The organism is Peribacillus sp. FSL K6-5616 (genome assembly GCF_038008245.1).
Taxonomy (GTDB): Bacteria; Bacillota; Bacilli; order Bacillales; family DSM-1321; genus Peribacillus; species Peribacillus frigoritolerans.
In genome coordinates, this window is the sequence record NZ_JBBOYT010000001.1 from 106425 (window position 1) to 129719 (window position 23295).

17 protein-coding genes and 1 riboswitch are annotated in these 23295 nt (G+C 42.6%); of the genes, 11 read left to right on the top strand and 6 right to left on the bottom strand.

The features are described 5' to 3' along the window. Positions 1-2 precede the first annotated feature (2 nt). From MHB45_RS00520 to MHB45_RS00530, 3 genes are all read right to left on the bottom strand, one after another. On the bottom strand, positions 3-1415 hold the full coding sequence (locus MHB45_RS00520; protein ID WP_072272362.1) for a methyl-accepting chemotaxis protein: 1413 nt from the start codon (positions 1413-1415) through the stop codon (positions 3-5). Positions 1416-1614: 199 nt separating this feature from the next. After that, complete coding sequence (locus MHB45_RS00525) at positions 1615-3081, bottom strand: PH domain-containing protein (protein ID WP_048685042.1); 1467 nt, start codon at positions 3079-3081, stop codon at positions 1615-1617. Further along, on the bottom strand, positions 3081-3575 hold the full coding sequence (locus MHB45_RS00530; RefSeq protein ID WP_034305830.1) for a PH domain-containing protein: 495 nt from the start codon (positions 3573-3575) through the stop codon (positions 3081-3083). The genes MHB45_RS00525 and MHB45_RS00530 overlap by 1 nt, the downstream gene beginning before the upstream one ends. A 304-nt stretch (positions 3576-3879) precedes the next feature. On the opposite strand from MHB45_RS00530, the gene dacB reads away from it, so the two are divergent. The 3 genes from dacB to bluB all read left to right on the top strand — a co-directional run bounded on the left by dacB (position 3880) and on the right by bluB (position 7110). After that, entirely contained in the window at positions 3880-5301 is a 1422-nt protein-coding gene (gene dacB / locus MHB45_RS00535) for a D-alanyl-D-alanine carboxypeptidase/D-alanyl-D-alanine endopeptidase (RefSeq protein ID WP_081088502.1), read from the top strand. 464 nt (positions 5302-5765) lie between these two features. Next, complete coding sequence (locus MHB45_RS00540; protein WP_048685048.1) at positions 5766-6377, top strand: uridine kinase family protein; 612 nt, start codon at positions 5766-5768, stop codon at positions 6375-6377. 91 nt (positions 6378-6468) lie between these two features. Next, positions 6469-7110 carry a 5,6-dimethylbenzimidazole synthase gene (gene bluB / locus MHB45_RS00545; protein ID WP_048685051.1) on the top strand — a complete coding sequence of 214 codons (642 nt, stop codon included), beginning with the start codon at positions 6469-6471 and terminating at the stop codon, positions 7108-7110. A gap of 119 nt (positions 7111-7229) precedes the next feature. On the opposite strand, the gene rpoN is transcribed toward bluB, so the two are convergent. Beyond that, positions 7230-8585, bottom strand: a complete 1356-nt coding sequence (gene rpoN / locus MHB45_RS00550; RefSeq protein WP_048685054.1) for an RNA polymerase factor sigma-54 — start codon at positions 8583-8585, stop codon at positions 7230-7232. 382 nt (positions 8586-8967) lie between these two features. On the opposite strand from rpoN, the gene MHB45_RS00555 reads away from it, so the two are divergent. The 3 genes from MHB45_RS00555 (at position 8968) to MHB45_RS00565 (ending at position 13483) form a co-directional block, all read left to right on the top strand. Beyond that, a complete protein-coding gene (locus MHB45_RS00555) occupies positions 8968-10293 on the top strand; it encodes an aminotransferase family protein (RefSeq protein WP_072272364.1) in 1326 nt (441 codons plus the stop codon). Positions 10294-10311: 18 nt separating this feature from the next. Next, positions 10312-11745 (top strand): aldehyde dehydrogenase family protein, encoded by a 1434-nt coding sequence (locus tag MHB45_RS00560; protein WP_048685224.1) that lies wholly within the window; start codon positions 10312-10314, stop codon positions 11743-11745. Between the two features lie 217 nt (positions 11746-11962). Beyond that, a complete protein-coding gene (locus MHB45_RS00565) occupies positions 11963-13483 on the top strand; it encodes an aldehyde dehydrogenase family protein (RefSeq protein WP_048685059.1) in 1521 nt (506 codons plus the stop codon). A 214-nt stretch (positions 13484-13697) separates the two neighbouring features. On the opposite strand, the gene MHB45_RS00570 is transcribed toward MHB45_RS00565, so the two are convergent. Continuing rightward, positions 13698-15758 (bottom strand): molybdopterin oxidoreductase family protein, encoded by a 2061-nt coding sequence (locus MHB45_RS00570; RefSeq protein ID WP_048685065.1) that lies wholly within the window; start codon positions 15756-15758, stop codon positions 13698-13700. 157 nt (positions 15759-15915) lie between these two features. Between MHB45_RS00570 and putP the strand changes: the two genes are divergently transcribed. The 4 genes from putP to megL all read left to right on the top strand — a co-directional run bounded on the left by putP (position 15916) and on the right by megL (position 21413). Beyond that, the gene (gene putP / locus MHB45_RS00575; protein ID WP_048685068.1) at positions 15916-17385 is read left to right on the top strand and encodes a sodium/proline symporter PutP; all 1470 of its coding nucleotides are present in this window, start codon (positions 15916-15918) and stop codon (positions 17383-17385) included. Positions 17386-17550: 165 nt separating this feature from the next. Then, complete coding sequence (locus MHB45_RS00580; protein WP_048685071.1) at positions 17551-18828, top strand: ATP-binding protein; 1278 nt, start codon at positions 17551-17553, stop codon at positions 18826-18828. Between the two features lie 47 nt (positions 18829-18875). Then, a complete protein-coding gene (locus MHB45_RS00585) occupies positions 18876-20012 on the top strand; it encodes a DEAD/DEAH box helicase (protein WP_048685074.1) in 1137 nt (378 codons plus the stop codon). Between the two features lie 225 nt (positions 20013-20237). Further along, positions 20238-21413, top strand: a complete 1176-nt coding sequence (gene megL, locus MHB45_RS00590; protein WP_048685077.1) for a methionine gamma-lyase — start codon at positions 20238-20240, stop codon at positions 21411-21413. Between the two features lie 17 nt (positions 21414-21430). Here the strand turns inward: megL and MHB45_RS00595 are convergent, their stop codons facing one another. Next, positions 21431-22159: a TspO/MBR family protein gene (locus MHB45_RS00595; RefSeq protein ID WP_048685080.1), complete on the bottom strand. Its 729-nt coding sequence runs from the start codon at positions 22157-22159 to the stop codon at positions 21431-21433. 203 nt (positions 22160-22362) lie between these two features. Further along, a riboswitch (FMN riboswitch) is annotated at positions 22363-22494 on the top strand. A gap of 146 nt (positions 22495-22640) precedes the next feature. Here MHB45_RS00595 and ribE point away from each other — a divergent pair. Further along, positions 22641-23279 (top strand): riboflavin synthase, encoded by a 639-nt coding sequence (gene ribE, locus MHB45_RS00600; protein ID WP_034305702.1) that lies wholly within the window; start codon positions 22641-22643, stop codon positions 23277-23279. The last annotated feature ends 16 nt before the right edge of the window (positions 23280-23295 follow it).

Here is a 23295-nt window from a genome sequence, read left to right on the forward strand (position 1 = left end):
GATTAGACTGCCGTGCTCATCTTATTGGATATCTGGGACGTTTCATTGAATTGTTGTTTCAGGCCTTGTACTTGAGTGATTCCGTTTTCGGAAGCCTTGAACATATTTTCGGATTCCGTGGCCATTTTTCCCGTTTGCGCCTCAAGATCATTGATTTTGTCAGCCAATAGCTTTACGGCCATTTCGTTATTGTGCCCGACTTCGATTTGGTCTATGGCACCGGCTGCTATTTGTTCCATCGTCATGGCCACTTCGTTAGCTGCCGCCGAATTTTCATCGGCACTGGCCACTAGCGTCATGGAGGAATCCGATACTTTATCGGAAAGGTTGTTGACAACCCCTAACATATGACTCATATTCCTGGTCATTAAGCTGGTGTCTTCTGCAAGTTGGCCAATCTCATCTTTTCTGGAAATGGAATTCCAGGAGGTGAAATCGCCGTCAGCCATTTTCCGTATGGATTCCTGCAGCTTTTTAATGGGATTCGTTAAAGAACGGGTGATGAAGATGGCAGATAGTGCAGTGACGGTAAAGACAATCAATAGTGTGATGACATTATCGATTATCATCGGGCTTGCCCGGACTTTCACTTCATTTTCCTCCATTACCCCTGCTATTCTCCATCCGGTGGTAGGATTTGTGGCGTATCCGACGATTCGGCTTTGCCCTTCAAATTCCTCGATCATTGATCCGGATTCACCTTTCATTTTTTTGAAAATATTTTCCTTTGATATATCCTGTTGAATTTTTTCCTTGTCTGGATGTGTAACGAATGACCCTTTCTGATCCAGCAAAACCGTATAGCCCGTTTCGCCGAATTTCGTTTGATTGACCATCGTGATCACTGTATCGATGGAGATGTCGACACCTAGCACGCCTATTAATTCATCACGATCATCATATATGGCTTTTGCTGCCGTAATGACAAGTTCATTCGTAGCCTGATCAGTATAAGGTTCCGTCCAAATGGTCTTGTTTTTTTGTTTTAATGCGGATTGATACCAATCCCTCTGTCGTGGGTCGTAGTCAGCCGGCAATTCAGTTTCTGGGAATATAAGTGCTTTTCCATCCTTCTCTGTGCCGAGATATATACCATTTATTTCAGAGTTACTGGTTTGCGTATAAGAAAATTCATCCATTATGGATTCGAGGTTCTTATCATAAGAAATCATAATAGGATATTTACTGAATCTATCCAATTGGTTTTCCGTTTTTTGAAAGAAGGTCTCGAAAGAATCGTTCATTGACTTGACTTGTTCTTCCGTCGATCCGGTAATTTCCTGGGTCGTCAACTCGATACTATTTTTATAGCTCATGTAGGAAATGGCCATTCCGCTTATCATGATCAAAGCTAAAAAGGGAATCAATATTTGTTTTTTTAGCGAATTAAAATACCAGTCTGTCAGTCTTTTCATCTTTAAAATTCTCCTTATATACTTCTAATTAATTTTGACTTCTATTTGATATTTCGGTCTTCTTTCGCTTTTTTTGAAGGGACAAGTTAGAAAATTCCAATATTAATTTTGTCGTGAAGTGCAAAGGTGGGAAGGGGGTGGAATATAGTGGATAAAAAAAGAGCTGACTGCCATGGTCAACTCTTTCATTCATTGAATACTATTCGAATTGGATATTTTTTGTCCTGTCCATATACCATGTGTAAAATTCGTCTGCATATTCAACGGATACATCTTGGAGCTTTGTATGGTGTACAGGCTTGGAGCGGTTGATCGTTTCAATTGTGGCAAGCCCGAAAAGCTTTTGCAGCTTCGAACGTTCCACCTCAATTTGAATGACCTTGCTTCTTTTGGTAATGAATAGTGATGTTTCCAAACTTCCGGATTTGAACTGAATGAACTCATCATTTAACAAGTAACGGCTATTTTTGTAATCCATTATTCTCAATATATAAATGAGGACGAGTAGAATCAGCGAGATATACCATAGGGAGGGTTTGAAATAATAAATCGCCAATGTTGTGAGAATCCAGAAAAAGCTGGGCCGCAGCATTCGGATTTTGAAGGCCTGTTTCGATAGTGACCTCATTGATCGTTCCACTTTGTAAGCGGGTAAAATCTCTTCTACCATCCCATATGCCCGTTCAATTGATAAAAAAGGATAGAGGGTGTTCGTTTCCAGCTCTTCATCACCGGTGCTTCCTGCACTGATCAGTTTCACTTCTGCCAACCCCAGCACTCTTTTAATGATTGTTTGGGTGATTTCGACTGCTTGTACCTTTTCTTTCCGAATGGAAAAAGCAGATTCGTCCAGTACACCTTTCTTGATATATATGCGCTCGTGATCGGATGAAATTTCATATTTTCCATATCTAACGAATGTGGAAACGATTCCGAAGGCAACGGCGACACATATGAGGCCTGCAATAACGATGGTAATGATCCACCATGTATCCAATAACTTGGCAAGAAACCCTTCGGCGTTCTCCAAATCGATAAAATCATCGAGTGTATTATATAACGTAGCCAATATCGGGATAAGAGCCAGGAAACTGAGTGATGTAAAGGAAGCTTTCAGCACATCATGTTTGCTTGGAGTGAAATGGATCGTTTTTTCAATGGCTGGTTCCATATCCTCAGCAATTCGTTCTTCGGGAATATCATTAACCGGAATTTCCTGTTTTGAAGCATATTCCCCCTCAAGCCGTTCGGCCTCTTTTCGGGAAATCATCTCGAAAGGTACGCTACCCTGATCACCAGTCATCCCCGTTTCGAATGTTAAAGAGGTCAATCTGAAAATCTTATGAAATAACGTCGTGCGTTGCTGGACATTCTGAACCTTATGAAGCGGGACAGTTCGATACGATTTCGAGACAAGCCCTGAAGTAATGTATAAGGTACCTTCTTTGATTTGGTATTTGTATGTATACCATTTAAGGATGACAGAAATGACTTTCCAAACCAAATAAACTAGAAAGCCGATTTGGAGTACCTTCATATACATCTTTTCAGAACCGAAATTCAGGACATAAAGCATGATTATGAAAAATACATTTCCTTTCAGCAATTTCCAAAATTCGAAAGGGATTTTGATAGGGTGTAATCGTTTTGCGTGTTCTTCCATCATTAATCCACTTCCTTAATTTTTGCGAAATGGGCAATTTTATCTCGTAATTCATACGCCTCTTTCTCGGGGATGGCTGGTATGTCATGAGAGTCGCCCATTGTTCCGATGCTTAGGGAATAAAGGTTGTATTTTCGCAAAAACGGTCCTTGGTTCAATTTGACGGATTGAACCTTCGTCATCGGAATGAGTTCATGCGTTTCACTCCAGGCTCCCCGTTTTGTTTGAATGAATTCTTCGTTCACGTCGTAACGCCAATACTTTTGCAAAAGTATCGGTTCAATGAAGATGGACCAGATAGCATGGAAAAAAGATAATACGATAAGTCCGTTTAAAATCCATCCAATCCATTCTTTCCAAGTGAAATAATCATCAACAAATAATAGGATGCCAAGGACGGCGAGGATAATGAGATTGGTAATGGCTTCAGTCATCCGCCACACCTTCACTGATTCTTTGGATATTTTCTTCGTTGGTGGCTGTATCTTGGAATACATATATTCACTCCTTACTATGTCTTTATACTTATACGGATTATCTTGCAAAAAAGTTCCCTATTAAAGGTATATGTATAGAAATTATGCAGCCGCATACCATGGAGTGGCGGGCGAATAATCCTGCAGTTTCCCGAGTATGTATAAATAAGGAGTTTTCTAGTGGATCTTTTCTTTTTATATGACCGAATAATGGACAAGATAGAAGTGGTGAGTTTCTAGAGTGGGAGTGATAGGTTTGACGTATAAAAGGAAGTTGAGTTTTATATTCTTCCTGTTTTTGATTTGTTTTTTTAATGGAGAATCGATGCAGGCTGCGAATGATGATGGAAACCTAGGGCAGGAAATTCAACGAATATTGGAGCAATCGCCAGGATTGGCTGGGGCGTTGACGGGAATTTCCATCCGTTCAGCTGAAACGGGGGAAATGATTTATGAACGGGGATCGCAAACGAGATTGCGGCCTGCTTCGAATCTTAAGCTTTTGACAGCAGCAGCTGCGTTGGAAACTTTAGGGGAAGATCATGCTTTTCAAACGGAACTATACATAAAAGGAGTGCAGGTTGGCCAAGTTCTGCAGGGCAATGTATACCTGAAGGGAAAAGGGGATCCCACATTATTGGAAAAGGATTTTGATGAGCTGGCAGCTTCACTGAAGCAAAGGCACGTTAAGTTCGTTCATGGGGATCTTATAGGGGACGATTCTTGGTATGATGATGTTCGTTATTCCCAAGACTTGGTTTGGAGCGATGAACAGGAATATTACGGTGCAGCCGTTTCGGCTTTAACTGCTTCCCCGAATGAAGATTACGATACCGGTACCGTCATCGTGGAGATAGCCCCTGGGGAAAAGGTTGGAAAGAGGGCAACGGTAAAGCTGGAGCCTGAAACCGATCACGTGAAGGTCATCAACAAAACGAAAACTGTATTGGCAGATGCTAATAATAAAATTGAAATCGAACGGTCTCATGGCACACAAGTCATTACGGTCACCGGGACCATTCCGGAAGATGCCGGGGTGACCAAAGAGTGGATCTCGGTGGAAGATCCCACAGAATATGCCTTGAGCCTATTTGAAAAATCAATGAAGAAACATGGAATTAAAGTGTTGGGAAAAAGGAAAAAAAAGAAAACGCCAGTAGGAGCGGACATGATTGCCACTCATCAGTCCATGCCGCTTTCACAGCTGCTTATTCCTTTCATGAAATTGAGCAATAACAGCCATGCCGAGGTGTTGGTGAAGGAAATGGGCAAAGAGGCAGAGGGGGAGGGAAGCTGGAAGGATGGTTTGAAGGTTGCTCGAAATCAGCTGAAGAGCATGGGTCTTGATATGCAAACGATCATGATGCGTGATGGGTCTGGAATTTCCCAAGTCAATATGATTCCAGCGAATGAAATAACGAAGCTGCTGTATGCCATTCAGGAAAAAACGTGGTTTCCTGCTTACTTGAATGCTTTACCGATTGCAGGCAACGAAAATCGGATGGTGGGCGGTACGCTTAGAAAGAGGATGAAAGGGACACTTGCAGCCGGGAATGTCCGCGCGAAAACAGGGACAATTTCAGGTACGAGCTCCTTATCAGGTTATGTGACGACCAAAAGAGGGGAAAAAATCATATTTTCAATCATCCTTAATAATTTTGTAGAAGAAAAAGGCATTACGGCAATCCAGGATAAGATAGCCGTAATGCTCGCAGAACAGGAAAACCTATTGGGAAGCGGCCATTAGTATCCATGGAAAGCTAAGTTGAAGTTCAGGATCTGCGAGGAAAAGCCAAATCATTTTCTTCGGCAAGTCCGAATTGGCAGCATAATGCCGATAAGCCATTTTATTTGCTGACCCGATCAGGTTTCGATCGCAGATCCGAATGGCGTATTCAAATCGATGGTCATTATATAACATTGCATCAAGTCGGCATTCGAACCTTCGAAGGCCTTTCTCCGATATATATATGTCTATAACAAGAAGTTTTCAAGTCCGTTACATGGAAAGTCCTAGCCGTTTGATCGTAGACAGTTTCTCCATGAAGTGGAGGGAAAGGGGCCTTTCCTTCTCTGTTTCTTTAACAGACATGAAGCTGGGGGCAAATTGGATTTTATTCAATGCCAGCACCTTCAGCTTATTTTTTTAAATTATCCCCTCAAGGAAGGAGTTTAAGGGAGGATTAATAGAAATAAGTAGTATAGGGGGGAATGCTTATAAACTTTCCAACACTCAATGGACAGTATACGATCAGCAGTCTTATAGCTGAAATTCACGAAATTTCCAAAAAACGCTCACTCTATATATTGGCCATAGATGGCCGGGGCGGATCTGGAAAAAGTACACTCGCTGCCCGTATCCAAGCAGAATGTCCAGGTAGCGTGGCCGTTCATATGGATGATTTTTATTTGCCGTCATCGGAAAGGGTTCAACTGTCTCCATCCCAAAAGCCTATCGGGGCGGATTATGATTGGGAACGGGTTTGTAACCAAATCCTAAAACCGCTTACAAAGGGGAAAGAAGCAAGATATCAAAGGTATGATTGGGAAACGGACACTATGGCCGAATGGCATGAAGTTCCTGCTGGGGGCCTTGTCATTATAGAAGGAACGTATTCTATCCGTAAAGAATTGGCAGGGTACCATGATTTCACGATTTGGGTGGAATGTCCCCGTGATCAGCGTTTGAAACGTGGCCTTGAGCGGGATGGTGAAGATGCGCGTCAAATGTGGGAGGATAATTGGATGGTTCATGAAGATCTCTATGTGGGTGTGCAAAGGCCTCAAGAAAGAGCGGATCTTGTTGTGGACGGAATGAGCTGAGCCAGAGGATATTTTAATTGTAAGGGTTTACCTATAAAATATATTGTATGTTTAGATGAATTTCCGGGGAGCCGGAAACAGGGGGGAAACTATGTTTACTAATGAAGAACAAGCTGCCGTATATAAAGCCATTTATAACCGCAGGGATATCAGGAGTTTTTTACCAAAGCCCATTTCAAAGGATATACTCCGCAGAATTTTGGATGCTGCACATCATGCGCCGTCTGTAGGATTCATGCAGCCTTGGAGTTTCATCGTGATTTCGTCTCAGGAAACCAAGGACAGTTTGGCATGGGCAGCGGATAAAGAAAGAAGGGCCCTCGCTATTCATTATGAAGGAGGTAAAGAAAATAAGTTTCTTAGTTTGAAAGTGGAAGGGTTAAAAGAAGCACCATATACCATTTGTGTTACATGCGACCCGACACGGGGAGGCTCCCATGTTTTAGGGAGGAACTCCATTCCGGAAACCGATATCCTATCCACTGCCTGCGCCATTCAAAATATGTGGCTGGCTGCCTATGCGGAAGGATTGGCAATGGGATGGGTAAGCTTTTACAAGAAAAATGATATTCGTGATATTTTGGAGATTCCGCCGCATATAGAACCTGTTGCACTCCTGTCGATTGGCTATACGGATCAATATCCGGATAAACCCATTCTTGAACTTGCCAATTGGGAAAAAAGAAGGCTGATGGATGAACTTATTTTCGAGGATAAATGGGGGAATAAATAAACCGATATATTATGACTCCAAAACTGTTTATTAAGCCCCTGGTTCAGGGGTGGAAAATATAGAAGGCTCTTACAATAGATACTCCATTGTAAGAGTCTTTTTAAAAATTCGGTTTGATTTTAAAATCTGCGCCGTTTTGAAGATCCCGGTATACCGAGGTCTTCACGGTATTTTGCAATAGTGCGGCGGGAGATCTTCGTCCCTTCATTTTCGAATATTTGACAAAGCTTCTGATCTGAAAAAGGCTTTATTTTATCTTCATCGGCAATCAGGACCTTTATTTTTTCTTTGATGGTGGTCGATGATTCGGTTGCTGGGCTGTTCACGCGGTGTAACCCTCTAGTAAAGAAGTTCCTTAGTTTAAAGAGGCCATGCGGCGTCTGGATATATTTATTGCTCGTCGCCCTGCTGATCGTTGATTCATGAAGCTGAAGTTTTTCCGAAATGTCCTTCAGTGTCATAGGTTTTAATCCCGTAATTCCCTTCATGAAAAACTCATGCTGCTCCTCTACGATTGACGCGGTCACTTTGTAAAGCGTCATTTGCCTTTGTTCGAGCCCTTTTAACAGTAATTGGGCATCATTTATGTGCCCTTTTATATAATCTTTAGCTGGATTTACAGAATGGATGGCGACGTGGTTCTTGTAGTAAGGATTGATGGAAAGTTTAGGTTTACAGCTATCGTTGACCGTTATCAGAAAACCTTCTTTATCTTTTTCCACGTAAACGTCCGGAACGATGTAATGAGTCATATCATCGGAAAAGTGACTGACAGGACGCGGGTTTAACGTACGGATGAAATCCGAGGCCTCTTGTACTTCCTGAACGGTCACTTGGTGAAGGGCGGCAATTTTCCTGTAGCGTTTTTCTGCTAAATCTTCTAAGTGCTTTTTAACGATCTTATACGCCAATTCATTGTGATTCTCATGCTCACGCAGCTGAATGAGTAAACAATCGGTCAGATCTTTAGCACCGACTCCAATTGGGTCAAGGGATTGCAATATTTGAATCATATTTTCGATTTCTTCCACGGGTACGGAAAAATGCGAAGCAGTCCAATGGACATCCAATTCTAGAAATCCATAATCATTTAAGTTTCCAATCAAAAATTGGAGAATCTTCTTTTCAAATGCATTCAATGAACTTAGTAAACTCAATTGTTCCAGTAAATGCCTTTCAAGTGTTTCTGTGCTGACTGAATGATTGTTGATAGGGTTGTAATCATTGTCTCCGTTGAAACCTTTACTTTTAGAGGAAGAACCACGTATCTGAGAATTTATTTTAGTATGAATACTTAGTGATGCGAGGGGTTCTTTAAAGCTAATTTCGAGAACGGGATTTTCGTAAGCCTGCCGGTTCAGGAAATCTATCAGTTCATGGGTGGAATATTGAAGGATATTGATCGATTGCTGTAATTCAGGGGTTAATGACAACTTCAAGGTTTGTTTTTGGTACAGTTCAAATCCTACCTGCATATATATCAACTTCTTTCATTTAGATTAACATAGCGGCTCAAAATTAATGAAAAAATATTAACATGATAATAATACAAATCTTCCGAAAATTCAACATTATGTGTCAGGTTTTGTAACATCAAATAGAAATAAAGAGGGGGATTCGAAAAAATGCTTGTCATTCAGTAGTTAATCTAATGAATGGGAGTTGATTGATTCGAATGTGAATCAAATGATTTATATGTGAATCAACACGTGCTTCTATTGATTTATATATGAATCATTTTAACTTGAATACCTTTAATATAAGGCTCATATAATTTGGCATGCTTCTTGCTACATCTATAAATATAAAAATAAACTAGCTTGAAAAAATCCATTACATGAGAAGGGTGTTTTTTACATGATTAAAGAGACTACGAGTATTCAGGAATTAATCGATTTGGATAAAAAGCATTTTATTCATCCGACTACTGCAATCGAACAACAGCAGGCAGATGGTCCAAGTTTCATCTTTAAGGAAGGAAAGGGAATATATCTTACGGATGTCACGGGCAGGACTGTCATTGATGGCATGGCTTCACTTTGGAATGTGAATATTGGACATGGACAAGAAGAGATGGCTGAAGTCGCGAAGGAACAAATGGCCAAATTAGCTTTCACATCAAGTTTCGCCACTTTCAGCAATGAGCCGGCAATCCGTTTGGCGGCCAAAATCGCATCCATCGCGCCTGGGGATTTGAATGCAGTTTTCTTCACTTCAGGTGGATCGGAGTCGAATGATACAGCGATCAAACTTGCTCGTCATTACTGGCTTTTGAAAGGGCAGCCTAATCGTCAAAAAATCATTTCCCGCTCGAAATCCTATCATGGAGTGGCAATGGGAGCTACAAGTGCGACTGGCCTGAAGCCGTTCCGGGATTTCACGAATTCAATCGCACCTGATTTTTATCATGTGGACGGTTCCTCCATCGAGGAGTTGCGTAAGGTCATAGAACAGGAAGGACCGGAAACGATTGCGGCATTTATCGCTGAACCGATTCAAGGGGCCGGTGGCGTGAACCTTCCTCCTGAAGGCTATTTTAAGGAAGTAAGGGAAATTTGTGATGAATACGGCATTTTGATGGTGACGGATGAAGTCATTACAGGTTTCGGAAGAACAGGGACTTATTTTGGGATTGAACACTTTGGTGTTGTGCCTGATATGATGTGCTTTGCAAAAGGTGTGACGAGTGGATATGCACAGTTAGGCGGGGTCGTCCTGAATGATAAGATGCATCAGGATTTCATTGCCCTATCAAAAGGTACGCTTTTACACGGCTACACATACAGTGGCCATCCGATGGCATGTGCGGTTGCTTTGAAAAATATTGAAATAATTGAACGTGAAAACCTTATAGAAAACTCGAAACAGCGTGGTGAAGAGTTGCTTGCCGGATTTAAGAAGCTCCAAAGCAAACATCCGATTGTTGGTGATGTGAGGGCACTTGGACTAATTGGAGGCATCTCCATCATAAAGGACAAACAAACAGGTGAAGGCTTTGAGACACAGCTTGCTCCAAGACTTGTTGCCGAAGCTGCGAAGAATGGTTTGATTTGCCGTTCAGTTACGTTTGATCAAGATACACTCGTATTCGCACCGCCTTTAATCATTACTAAAGCAGAAGTCGAAAGAATGATTGAAATCCTTGATGAGACATTTACTGCAGTCGAAAAAGAAATTTTATAAGAGGTGAAAGTGATGGTCATGACGGAAACGCTGAAAAAGAAATTATACATTAATGGTAAATGGCAAGAAGCTGAAAAGTTCACGACACTAAAGTCCCCTTATAGCGGGGAAGTTCTAGCGGAGATTCCCTCGGCAAGTCTTGAAGATGTCGAGTTGGCCATAGAATCAGCCTATCAGGCTAGAAAAACGATGGCAGCTTTACCTAGTCACAAACGCGCCGCCATACTTGAAAAGCTTGCGAGCCTTTTGGAAAGCCGCAAAGATGAGGCAGCTGAAATTATTGCAAAAGAGGCAGCGAAACCGATTAAAACGGCAATGGTTGAAGTATCCCGGACGATTGCCACATATAAATTTGCAGCAGAGGAAGCAAAAAGGATTCATGGAGAAACATTGACCATGGATGCCACAGCTGACGGAGAAGGAAGGATAGGATACACGGTCCGTGAGCCTCTAGGCGTTGTGGGTGCGATTACGCCATTTAATTTTCCGATGAACCTGGTTGCCCATAAAGTGGGCCCGGCCATTGCTGCCGGAAATACACTCGTCCTGAAACCTGCGAGCCAAACACCGCTATCTTCACTGTTTCTTGCTGAATTATTGGCCGAAACGGATTTGCCGGCAGGTGCGTTTAATTTAGTTACCGGAAGCGGTTCGGTAATCGGTGATAAATTAGTCACCGATTCACGGGTGAAGAGCATCTCATTTACTGGAAGTCCAGCTGTAGGAATCGGGATCCGTAATAAGGCCGGGTTAAAGAAGGTGAGTCTTGAACTAGGTTCGAATGCGGCTGTCATCGTGGATAAAGGGATCGATATCGATAAAATCATCCAACGCTGTGTATCGGCAGCATTCGCTTTTCAAGGGCAGGTCTGCATTTCCTTGCAGCGCGCTTATGTTCATGAAGAGGTGTATGATGAGTTCGTCAAAAAATTCACGGAAACAACGAATGGCTTGAAACTGGGAGATTCCTTGGACCCATCTGTGGATATTTCAGCATTGATCAGCGCCGGGGATGTACAGCGAAGCCTGGATTGGATCGGTGAAGCTAAACAACACGGTGCGATAGTTGCAGCAGGAGGTAAATCTGAAGGAAATATCCTGCATCCCACTGTGTTGCTGGAAGTGGATGCAATGCTTAAGGTATCTTGTCAGGAAGTCTTCGCTCCAATTGTTTTGATCAATAAGGTTTCTTCCGTTGAGGAAGCGATTGACTTGGTCAATGATTCCGAATTCGGATTGCAGGCCGGGATATACACGGAAAATATCAATCTGGCTCTTTCTGCCGCAGAAAAATTGGAAGTCGGCGGTGTTATCATTAATGATATCCCAACTTACCGTGTTGACAACATGCCATATGGCGGAGTCAAAAAAAGCGGGACTGGGCGCGAAGGGTTGAAATATGCCATTGAAGAAATGACGGAAATGAAATTGGTCATTATTAATCGGAATTAATCAGAAAAGAGGTGAGCAGCTGCTCATCTCTTTTTTCTATGAAACTAGCAAGAGTTTTGTCTATGGGTTATGCAAAAATGAATAGGTAATTCACGGCTGAATTTAAATGTGGGCGGAATGGGCAAAAAACCGTGAGTTACCTAAAATTTCAAACTGGCATGAATCTTGCTCATATTTTATATATAGGTAGATAACTTAAAACAGAGGAGGAAATTACATGCAGGAAACTTTGCAAAATAATACGAAAAAAGAAGGAACGGGAGCATTGGACTTAAAGATGTTCATCAATGGGGAATGGGTGAATTCGACTTCAGGTGAGAAGAGGGATGTATTGAATCCGGCCACGGGGGAAGTTATTGCAAAAGCAGCGGAAGGAACACAGGAAGATGTGGATGCAGCGGTCGAGGCAGCAAAATATGCTTTCTATGAAGGTGGTTGGTGGGGAACTCCTGCCGTCGAAAGAGCTCGCATTTTATTCAAAATAGCCGACAAAATAGAAGAAAAAGCTGAAGAACTAGCTGCGTTGGAAACATTGGATAATGGGAAACCATTGCGTGAAGCTCGTTTTGATATAGCTGATTCGGCAGCATGTTTTAGATATTATGCAGGATTGGCCACAAAACCGACAGGTCAGACTTTTGAAGTTCCTGACGGCCAGCAATCGATGGTCGTAAGGGAACCGATCGGTGTATGCGGGCAGATCGTTCCTTGGAATTTCCCGCTAATGATGTCAGCCTGGAAACTCGCTCCGGCGCTTGCTGCAGGAAATTCCGTTGTGTTCAAACCATCTGAGATCACTCCGGTGACGGCGGTCAAACTATTTGAAATCATGGATGAGGTAGGATTGCCAAAAGGTGTCGCGAACCTTGTGTTAGGAGCGGGGCCAGTTGTCGGACAAGCCATTGCAGAGCATGAGGAAATCGATAAAGTAGCCTTTACAGGAGGCACGGCAACAGGACGTAAGATCATGGAGGCTTCGCTGGGTAACCTAAAGAAAGTCACATTGGAGCTCGGCGGCAAATCGCCTAATATCGTATTTGCGGATTCTGACTTTGAGACTGCTGTTGATTATGCTCTATACGGGATTTTCTGTAATCAAGGACAAGTGTGCTCAGCAGGCTCCCGTTTACTATTGGAAGAGTCCATTTACGATCAGTTCATTGCAAGTCTTACGGCGAAGGCGAAAAAAATCAAAGTAGGTTCAGGTTCTGATGAAAACAGCCAGATGGGACCTATCGTTTCAGAAGCCCATATGAACAAAATATTATCTTATATCCAAATCGGAAAAGAAGAAGGTGCCAAATTAATCGTCGGTGGAAATCGAATTAAAGAAGAAGGCATGGATAAAGGTTACTTTGTCGAACCTACTATTTTTGTTGATACGACACCGGATATGCGGATTGTGCAGGAAGAAATTTTTGGACCGGTGCTCGTCGTTCAAAAATTCAAGGATGAAGCGGAAGCTCTGCGACTTGCCAATGATACGAAATATGGTTTAGCGGGAGCGGTGTTCACGAATGATATCTCAAAAGCGTACCGTGTCATTAAAAAAGTGCGTGCCGGCATCACGTGGATAAACTCATATCATCCGACTTACAACGAAGCTCCTTGGGGAGGGTTCAAGCAAAGTGGAAATGGACGCGAACTGGGAACTTTCGGTTACGAAGCTTACACCGAAGTGAAGCAAATCAATAATAACTTGGATATCCAGCCAACTGGCTGGTTTGATGAAGAGTAAATAGCTTGACGAAAAAAGGCTGTTCCTGGCGGAACAGCCTTTTTATATGGAATCGCAGATATAATTCGAGAATCGCAGATATAATCCGAGAATCGCAGATATAATTCGAGAATCGCAGATATAATTCGAGAATCGCAGATATAATTCGAGAATCGCAGATATAATCCGAAAATCGCAGATATAATCCGAAAACCGCAGATATATTCAAAGATTGCTAAACATTTCTATACTTTTGTTGGACTTTTTCAAGGTCAACCCGTCCTGAAAAGAAAACGGCGCCATTACCCATATCCGCGAGGCGATCTGGGGTAAGGGAATTGATGTGTTGCTTTGTTTTTGGCGTATTCTGCCACAAGCCTTGGCTGACAAGAACGCCTGGTAACACATTTTCACCGGGAGCAGCGGTAAGTAAACATTCACCGCGACCGTTCCAGATTCTAACCATATCTCCGGCGGCTATTCCCATTGTTTTGGCATCGGCGGCATTCATGTGCAGTTTCGGTTCCTTTTCCATGGAGATATGTTTGGCATTATTTGAAAAGGTTGAATTCAAGAAATTGTGATTAGGTGCCGGAATGAATAAAAATGGCAGGTCACTGTCTTTTATGATTGGCGTATATGTGGGCAATGGCTCGTATCCATCCCGCTTCATCCGTTCGGAATAAAGTTCGATTTTACCGCTTGGTGTCGGGAGTTTGCCTGGGAACATCGGCTGCATTTTGGCTTTGACAAATTGATTCCTTGAAAGGGAGTCATAGGTGATGCCTTCCAAATGCGGGTTGTCGGGAAAATCCAGAGCCTGCCGTATCATATCTTCCTCTGAATCTCTAAATGCTTGTTCCCCAAATCCCATCCCAGCAGCCAACAGTTTGAACAATTCAACATTCGATTTCGATTCGCCATATTTTTCGACTACAGGTTTTTGTATTTGGACGTAATTATGCCAATATGAATTATAAAAATCCTCCGTTTCATAAGATGACGTGGCAGGTAGGACGAGGTCGGCAAACATGGCCGTTTCGGTTAAGAATAGATCATGGACCACTGTGAATAGATCTTCCCGCATTAGACCTTCCTGCACCTTATTTGCATTCGGAGCGACAAGTGCTGGGTTGGAGCCGTATACAAACATGGAGCGAATCGGGTTTTCTTTTTCCATTAGAGCTTGGCCGATTTGGTTCATATTAATGGTCCGGGTAGCTTTATTTCGCAATAAATCAGGACGTCTTAAGGCATTTATATTAAAGGCCAGATATCCTGAATTCCCTTTGATGGCTCCGCCGCCTTCCTCCATCCATTGGCCGGTAAGGGCAGGCAGGCAGGCAATGGTACGTACCGCCATGCCTCCATTGTCATGGTGCTGCAGGCCATTGCCTATCCGAACGAATGATGGGCTTGTAGTGCCATACATCCTGGCAAGTTCATATAAGTCATCAATGGGAACGCCAGTTATCGCGGAGACGGTCGCAGGGTCATATTGGCGGACATGTTCGCGCAATTCAGCAGCACCCACTGTGTATTCATCGAGAAAAGGCTGGTCGACTAGATTCTCGGCATATAGAATATGCATTAACCCGAGGGCAAGTGCACTATCGGTGCCGGGCAGAATCGGAATGAACCAATCTGCCCACTTGCCGGTTTGGTTTTTATGAACGTCAATGACAACTACTTTGGCCCCGTTTTTTCGGGCTTGCTGGGCAAGTGTCACTTGATGCATATTAGTGCTCACAGCGTTGATGCCCCACATAATGAATAGCTTGGTATGGATCGTTTCTTCTGGATCGATGCCGAATGAACCACCCATTGTATAGCTGTATCCGACTGAGCCTGCCGCATTACAGATGGAACGCTCGAGCATGCTTGCACCGAGTTTGTGGAAAAAGCGGCGATCCATCCCTTCGGCGCTGAGGTTGCCCATGTTTCCGTAAAAGCTGTAAGGAAGTATGCTTTCCGGTCCATGCATTTCGATCAAGTCTTTCCATTTGGAAGTGATTGTGTCAATGGCCTCTTCCCAGCTGATTGGAACGAAATTCCCTTTTCCTTTCGGACCAATGCGCTTTAATGGCTGTTTTAAGCGATTGGGGTCATATAGGCGGGCAGTCATGTTGCGGACTTTGTTGCAAATATTCCCTTTTGTGACTGGATGATCAGGGTCTCCTTGAACTTTAATGATTTTCCCATCTTTTTTGTGCAGCAGTAAACCGCATTGATCAGGACAGTCAAGAGAACAAACAGAGGGAAAGACTCCATCTGGCTGATTGATATAGGATTGCATGGCGCATTCCTCCTAAATGATTTATTCTAATAAAATGAATTTTCTTACTTATATTGAAAGTGAAATCGTTGAAAGGTGCAAGAACTTCTTAACATATGTTTTTTTTTCTGATAAGCTTACAAGATGAAAATTAACCTATAAATAGGAGGATTCATTTTTGGAATATGGAATTATAATATCAATTGCAATATACATGGCAGGTATGCTTTTAATTGGTTATTTGGCCTATCGGAAAACGGCTAACTTAACCGATTACATGCTTGGCGGCCGGAACTTGGGCCCGGCTGTAACGGCATTGAGTGCAGGGGCTTCCGATATGAGTGGCTGGCTGTTGATGGGTCTTCCTGGTGCGATGTACATAAGCGGGTTGAGTGCTGGCTGGATTGTCATCGGCCTGTGTGCTGGCTCTTATTTAAACTGGTTATTCGTGGCACCAAGACTTCGGACATATACGGAAATTGCCGGCAATTCGATTACGATTCCCGACTTTTTGGGAAATCGGTTTAAAGATGGCTCCCGGGTCTTAAAAGTGGTATCAGCATCGGTCATTTTAATTTTCTTCACCTTTTATACCTCTTCAGGCATGGTAGCAGGCGGTGAGCTTTTCCGTACGGCTTTCAATTTAGATTACCGGTGGGGTATCTGGCTGACGGCGAGCGTTGTTATTCTTTATACATTATTTGGCGGATTCCTGGCTGTCAGCTGGACGGACTTCGTACAAGGTACAATCATGTTCATTGCCTTAATTCTAGTACCAGTTGTCACGATTGTAAATATTGGAGGCTGGGATCCTACCTTCAATGAAATAAAATCGATTAACCCGAATTTATTGCATGTTTTTGAAGGAACATCAACCATTGGCATCATATCTCTTCTGGCATGGGGGCTTGGTTATTTCGGGCAGCCTCATATAATCGTTCGATTCATGGCGGTCTCATCTGTTAAAGAATTGAAAAGTGCACGGCGTATCGGTATGGGATGGATGATTTTTGCTATCGTCGGAGCGATGTTCACCGGATTGGTGGGGATAGCATATTTTAACCTGACAAATAGTCCTTTAGGGGAAAGAAATGCTGAGTCCGTATTCATCATTTTAGCTAAAGAACTGTTTCCTTCTTTAATTACAGGCTTCTTGTTGGCTGCGATTTTAGCAGCGGTCATGAGTACGATTGCATCACAGCTGTTAGTATCGGCAAGTGCTCTGACAGATGATTTCTATAAGCAGTTCATACGGCCGAATGCATCTGATAAGGAATTAGTGCTGGTAGGTCGGTTTGGCGTATTGGCTATATCTGCCGTTGCCCTATTATTGGCTTTTAATCCAAGCGGTACGATCCTTAAATTGGTTGGTTATGCATGGGCTGGTTTTGGTGCGGCATTCGGTCCTGTCATTCTGTTAAGCCTGTACTGGAAACGGATGACGAAATGGGGAGCCTTGGCGGGAATGATTGTCGGTACGGCAACCGTGATCGTCTGGGATATGATCGATAAGTTTGCTGAAATATACGAAATCATTCCTGGTTTCATCGCTGGTTCAATAGCGGTTGTCGTTTTCAGCTTATTAACGCCCAAGCCTACAAAAGATATAGAAGAAGAATTCAATCAAGCCATTAAAGACCTTTCTTGATTTATTGAACGTCCAGTTAAACTGCTGCTGGATTTTTTAACGATATAAAACAATGAATGCAATATATATGGTACAATATCGATAGAGTCCTTATGTTGAAAACATGAGGGCTTTTTTTGAGTGATTTGGGAATAATAAACCAAAAAACAATGCAAAGGAAAAAAAATGAACCAATCTCATAAAATTGCATGTAAAGTGGCTTTTATATATATATTCTTTGGGGTCTTATGGATTATCGTTACGGATTACATCTCTATGACACAGGCGAGGGAAGATGTTCAAATATATGCAATGTTTCAACATTCCAAAGGGTGGATGTTCATATTCATAACCGGGCTTTTCCTATACTTCATAATCAGGTATTGGACGGGGAAGATGTTGAGGTCCCAACAGGAATTCATTCTTAAGGATGAACAGTATCGGTCGCTGTTCAAGCATAACCCGGATTGTGTCCTTGAGCTGAATCTCGAAGGAAATGTTGTTTCGATAAACCCGGAAGCCGAAAAACTGTTAGGTCATAATAGTGACAATTCGAAAGGCAAGAATGCGAATCATCTCATCAACTGGAATGAAAGTGATAAAATAGCTGAGTTCTTTATACAGTCCCTTCAAGGGGAGGCTGTAAAATTCGAAACGACCATTCAGAATAGCAGTGATGAACAACGGATAATCCGTGTAACTTTTTTACCGATCATCGTCCACTCGGAAATGCTTGGAGTATATGCCATCGTAAGGGATATCACCGAATTGCGGCGCGAAGAGGAATTGATGATCATGTCTGAAAAGCTATCTGTTATCGGACATCTGGCTGCGGCCGTCGCACATGAGATAAGGAATCCGCTGACATCGTTAAAAGGATTCGTACAGTTAATGGATATGACCCAGGAAGTGAATCCGCTGCATTCTGATATCATGTTGAAGGAAATTGACCGAATCAATATTATCTCAAGTGAACTTTTGGTTCTCGGGAAGAAACAGGATGTCGCATTCTGCAGGATCGATCTTGCCGACAGTTTACAACAGGTATTCACGTTGATGAAAGCAGAAACGAATTTGAATAATATCGAAATGGGGCTAAGGATTAAAACCGCCGAACCGATTAATATTATGGCTGATTCAATTGAACTTAAACAGTTGGTAATCAATATCGTCAAGAATAGCATTGAAGCGATCGAAGATAATGGGGAAATTGATATATCGCTGCAAATCATCGATGGACATGCTGTAGTCAGCGTGAGTGATAATGGCATGGGAATGGGACCCGAGCGCCTTGAACGGATTGGTGAACCTTTTTACTCGACGAAGGAAAAAGGTTCAGGGATCGGGCTTGCAATTTGCCGGAAAATCGTTCATCGCCTTCAAGGGGAAATGGATTTTGAAAGTGAGATAAACAAAGGGACGACGGTTACAATTCGTATTCCGTTGGCTACTGGACAAGAATAAATGGTACTATGAAAGATAGGAAAAGTTTTATATTAAAGGAGAACGATATGAGCGAATTACCTGCATTAATAAACGATAGAAAACCATATATACAAGAAGCCTGGAAAAAGTCCGGATTCGGACAACTTACCCCGATACAAACGAAAGCGATTCCCGTGATTGTCGAGGGAAAGGATATCATGGCCGAATCACCGACAGGTACAGGAAAAACATTGGCATATTTACTGCCATTGCTGGAAAAGATTGATCCTGAAAAAAAATCGCCCCAAGCTTTGATTCTGGCATCATCACGAGAACTGGTCATGCAGATCAATGAAGAAATTCGCATTTGGTCAGAGGGAAGCGGCATTACGGGTGCAGCATTCATCGGCGGTGCTAATGTAAAAAGGCAGTTGGACAAACTGAAGAAGCGTCCACAAGTGATTGCTGGAACACCGGGACGGATTTACGAATTGATTGCCCAAAAGAAACTGAAGATGCATGAAGTTAAGACGATAGTACTTGATGAAGGTGACCAATTGATCATTCCAGAGCATATGGGAACGATCAATAATATTATCAAAACAACACTAAAAGATCGGCAAATCATGGTATTTTCAGCAACCCTGCCAGAAGAAACGGAAAAAGCGGCCCGGGGATTCATGAATGAACCTGAAATGATCAAGGTCGATAAAAATGAAAAAATGGAATCCAAGGTGGACCATCTTTACTTTGTTGTTGAGAGACGGGAAAAGTCCAAGATTCTCGAGAAAATCACAAGACTTAAAGATGTGAAGGCACTTGCCTTCCTGAATGATATTGCGGAGCTTAGCGTCTTACATGAAAAACTGAGTTATAAAGGTATTGAAATGGGCGTGCTTCACGGTGAATCCAATAAAGTCGACAGGGAGAAAGCACTGCGCAAGCTTCGTTCCGGAAAATCCCCGATGCTGATAGCAACGGATGTAGCGGCAAGGGGGCTTGATATTAAAGGTCTTACTGCGGTCGTTCATATTGATATGGCTGACAACATCGAACAATATATCCATAGATCCGGTAGAACTGGGCGTGCAGGTGCAGATGGTACGGTCATTTCAATCGTAACGGAAAGAGAAGAGCGAGAGTTGAAAAAAATGGCTCGTGAACTGGAGATTCCATTAACGAGAGTAACCTTCTATGGTGGAAACATCGTAGTCGATGAATGATTCGGAAAAAGGGACGGCCATGGCGGCTGTCCCCTTTTTTTGGAATTCACGTTAGGATTAAAAATTAAAAGAGGTGCTCAACTTACAGGATCCAACTGAACAGAATGCAGCTTATTTTTACTAAATTCAGGGTTAATTTATGGGGGATAATCATGAATGAAAACGCTTCCTTTATGTGGGTTTTTGACATATGATAGCAATAGACATAGGTTAGGAGGAGACGGTATGACAAGAAAGTATAAACAATTTGAAACGGCAGTCATCCATGAAGGTTATGACTCGAAGAAGCATTTGGGAAGCTTGGCAACACCTTTATTCCAAACCTCAACATTCACTTTCGAAAATGCCGAGCAAGGGGAGAGGCGTTTTGCCGGTATCGAAGATGGATATATTTATTCTCGCCTTGGAAATCCAACGGTACAAGTGCTTGAAGAAAAGATTGCCGCACTGGAAGGCGGGGAAGCTGGCCTTGCTTTCGGTTCAGGCATGGCAGCCGTTTCAGCAGTACTTTTTGCGTTAACTAAAACAGATGATCACATCCTCTGCTCACAGGGGGTATATGGTTGTACATTCGGCCTTCTGCAGCTAATGAAAAATAAATACCGGATTACTCATGATTTTTGTGAAATGGATACTGAAGAACAGGTTAGGAAAATGATCCGGCCGGAAACGACCTGCATCTATGTAGAAACCCCGATCAATCCGACGATGAAAATGATTGACTTACAGATGGTGGTAAGGGTTGCGAAGGAATATAATGTAACGGTCGTAGTCGATAATACGTTTTCGACGCCCTACCTACAGAGACCGCTTGAATATGGCTGTGATATTGTCCTTCATAGCGCTACGAAATATCTTTGCGGGCATGGGGATGTCGTTGCGGGACTTGTCGTCGGTAAAAAGGAATTCATGAATCATATAGCTGGGACTACACAGAAAGATATCGGTGGAATCATTTCACCATTCGACGCCTGGCTACTATTGCGGGGGTTAAAGACCTTGCCCGTCAGGATGGACCGTCATTCGGCCAATGCAATGGCAATCTTTCATGAACTTAAGAAACATCCAAAGGTGAAAAAGGTATATTATCCAGGTGATGATGCTTCACCGGATCATTATATCATGCAAAAACAGATGAAACATGGCGGCGGCCTTATCTCTTTCGAATTGCATGGCACAAAACAGGATGCACAGGATTTCCTCAATAAATTGAAACTTATCAAAATTGCCGTAAGTCTAGGGGATGCCGAAACATTGATCCAGCACCCCGCTACCATGACGCACTCTGCCGTTCCTGAAGATTCACGGGAACAAATGGGCATCAGTGACCAGCTGGTCCGTCTCTCAGTTGGCCTAGAAGCTTGGCAGGATATATGGCAAGATCTTCAACAAGCATTTTAGGGTACCATATCCCTCATTTAGTTCCTTCTATTTTTAATGAAGATGGTGATGGATACGATAAAAGTGATGGTAGCCAGGATATAAGAAATGTCTGTGATTACCGGATAGGCGTCGCTATTTCGTATCCCGATGCCTATGAACGCCCAAACGAACACGAGAGGATAGCACCAATCCCGGTTTTTACCTGCAAAGAAAAAGGCCAGGGTTGTTGCAGCAATCAGCAGGACGATCGTCCAGGTTGATTCGGAAACCCCAAAACCGTCCCATTTGATATAGGTTAGGTAATAAGAAATGTCAGCTATAGTTGCGACACTAACCCAGCCTGTATAAACGGAGAATGGAAATAGGTCAAAAGTAGTGTGTTCCACTTTTTTTATGTTTGTATAAATGACCATTAAAGTAACCAGCAAAGCAATGATAATGAATACGGATAACAAAAAGTGCTCATAGTGCCAAGCTAAAAGCCATGCGCCATTCAGGACACAGCTTAAAGCGAACCAAGGGAAGGATGCCTTATAAGCGGGGCTGTTTTGATATTTACTTAAAAACTGCCTGAAGACCCAGATGGCGAGCAGGAAATAGATCAAGCCCCAAATGGAAAATACATAACCGGCAGGAGTGAAAAGGACATTAAGTTTATCGGAAATCTCTCCTGATGTCTGGCCGTTCAATGGCAGGAAATTGGCTGAAAAATTCATCGTGACAACGAACAGATAGAAAATCAAGTTGATGATGGAAATAAGCATTAAGCTTCCTCCTTATATGAATTGTGATCCCCTAATCCTATTCCACATATTTATCCTGCCTAACCTTTTTGGAGCACATCGGGGTTAATGGGGGACCATTTTTACATAAAGATAGGAAGTTCCTGTAACAATTGAACCATTTAAGGTTAGAAATTTTACATCTTCACTTTATGGTGATAAAATATTCAAAGATTCATATTATTTTAGTCCTTCGGGGTCGGGTGAAAATCCCAACCGGCGGTGATGAAGAAATTCTAAGCCCGCGAGCCTGTTAAAAGGCAGGATTTGGTGAGATTCCAAAGCCGACAGTACAGTCTGGATGGGAGAAGGACGTGTGGAACCCAAGTGTATACGTACGCCTAATTTTTCGAAAATGAAAATATTAGGCTTTTTAGGTATACAATTTTTTTCACTCATTTCTCCTGCTAACTCCTTAGGCCATCCTAAGGGGTTTTTTATATTTTATAAAAGGGGGAAAAACATGTTTACGGGAATCATTGAGGATATCGGTACCGTACATTCCTTGAAAAAAGGAAAAAGCAGTATGGAGTTATCGATTCGTTCTGAAAAAATCCTTGAAGATGTGCATCTGGGGGATAGTATTTCAGTCAACGGGGTCTGCTTAACGGTAACGTCCTTCACGAAAAGTTTATTTACGGTCGACGTGATGCCGGAAACGGTCAAAGCTTCCTCGATCCGGACGTTAAAATTGGGATCACCTGTTAATCTCGAACGAGCCATGAGTGCACAGGGAAGGTTTGGCGGTCATTTTGTTTCAGGTCATATCGACGGGACCGGAACGATCATAAAAAAAGAACGGAAAGAAAATGCCGTATATTATGTAATCCAATTGGAAGAAGGGCTTAGTGCCTTTTGCATTCCAAAAGGTTCCGTGGCCATTGATGGAACCAGCTTGACGATATTTGGGATCGAAAGGAACCTTTTGACGGTATCATTGATTCCATTGACTCATCAGGACACCATATTGGGACAAAAAGCGGCTGGCGATATCGTTAACATCGAAAACGACATGATTGGGAAATATATAATACATCAAATGAAAAATGGCAATCCAAAACCAGGACTGAATTTAGAGTTTTTGGCAGAGCATGGATTCTAATAAAAAGGGCGGTGTA

Coding starts and splice junctions, on each gene's coding strand:
- MHB45_RS00520 (WP_072272362.1), bottom strand. CDS start 1,415: ATGAAAAGACTGACAGACTGGTATTTTAATTCGCTAAAAAAACAAATA.
- MHB45_RS00525 (WP_048685042.1), bottom strand. CDS start 3,081: ATGATGGAAGAACACGCAAAACGATTACACCCTATCAAAATCCCTTTC.
- MHB45_RS00530 (WP_034305830.1), bottom strand. CDS start 3,575: ATGTATTCCAAGATACAGCCACCAACGAAGAAAATATCCAAAGAATCA.
- dacB (WP_081088502.1), top strand. CDS start 3,880: ATGCAGGCTGCGAATGATGATGGAAACCTAGGGCAGGAAATTCAACGA.
- MHB45_RS00540 (WP_048685048.1), top strand. CDS start 5,766: ATGCTTATAAACTTTCCAACACTCAATGGACAGTATACGATCAGCAGT.
- bluB (WP_048685051.1), top strand. CDS start 6,469: ATGTTTACTAATGAAGAACAAGCTGCCGTATATAAAGCCATTTATAAC.
- rpoN (WP_048685054.1), bottom strand. CDS start 8,585: ATGCAGGTAGGATTTGAACTGTACCAAAAACAAACCTTGAAGTTGTCA.
- MHB45_RS00555 (WP_072272364.1), top strand. CDS start 8,968: ATGATTAAAGAGACTACGAGTATTCAGGAATTAATCGATTTGGATAAA.
- MHB45_RS00560 (WP_048685224.1), top strand. CDS start 10,312: ATGACGGAAACGCTGAAAAAGAAATTATACATTAATGGTAAATGGCAA.
- MHB45_RS00565 (WP_048685059.1), top strand. CDS start 11,963: ATGCAGGAAACTTTGCAAAATAATACGAAAAAAGAAGGAACGGGAGCA.
- MHB45_RS00570 (WP_048685065.1), bottom strand. CDS start 15,758: ATGCAATCCTATATCAATCAGCCAGATGGAGTCTTTCCCTCTGTTTGT.
- MHB45_RS00580 (WP_048685071.1), top strand. CDS start 17,551: ATGAACCAATCTCATAAAATTGCATGTAAAGTGGCTTTTATATATATA.
- MHB45_RS00585 (WP_048685074.1), top strand. CDS start 18,876: ATGAGCGAATTACCTGCATTAATAAACGATAGAAAACCATATATACAA.
- megL (WP_048685077.1), top strand. CDS start 20,238: ATGACAAGAAAGTATAAACAATTTGAAACGGCAGTCATCCATGAAGGT.
- MHB45_RS00595 (WP_048685080.1), bottom strand. CDS start 22,159: ATGCTTATTTCCATCATCAACTTGATTTTCTATCTGTTCGTTGTCACG.
- ribE (WP_034305702.1), top strand. CDS start 22,641: ATGTTTACGGGAATCATTGAGGATATCGGTACCGTACATTCCTTGAAA.